Origin of the sequence: Paracoccus sp. SM22M-07 (genome assembly GCF_001887735.1) — a bacterium.
Taxonomy (GTDB): domain Bacteria; phylum Pseudomonadota; class Alphaproteobacteria; order Rhodobacterales; family Rhodobacteraceae; genus Paracoccus.
On sequence record NZ_JPKW01000046.1, the window covers coordinates 1 to 404 of the forward strand.

At 57.7% G+C, this 404-nt stretch carries 1 tRNA gene; it reads right to left on the reverse strand.

Annotation, left to right across the window (positions count from 1 at the left end):
* Window positions 1–305: 305 nt before the first annotated feature.
* Window positions 306–382 (reverse strand) — tRNA-Met (locus tag IE00_RS19355).
* Window positions 383–404 lie beyond the last annotated feature (22 nt).

Below are 404 nucleotides of genomic sequence, written 5' to 3' on the forward strand. Positions count from 1 at the left end.
CCAGGCGCACTGCACGCTCGCGCATTTCGGGGGAAAACTTGTTCGTCGTCTTGATCATGATGCTCCATCCTGCTCAAGAGTTGGAGCCTCCGGAAAACCCGGCGCGGTTCACAACGACACTCACCCGCACTCAGGGCTGAAGATGCGATCGCCCCGCGCGTTCATTGCAGCTCAAACCGTAACCGCCTGAGTGTCCGGTGAAACGGGGCCAAGACCACGTTGATGTAGCGTTGAGTTGTTTTCTGGACATGCGAAAGCCCCGCGGTGAGGCGGGGCGTAAGCTTTTGACCTAACGTTCTAATTTTTGGTTGCGGGGGCAGGATTTGAACCTGCGACCTTCAGGTTATGAGCCTGACGAGCTACCGGGCTGCTCTACCCCGCGCCAAGTTTGTCCTGATCGGGAT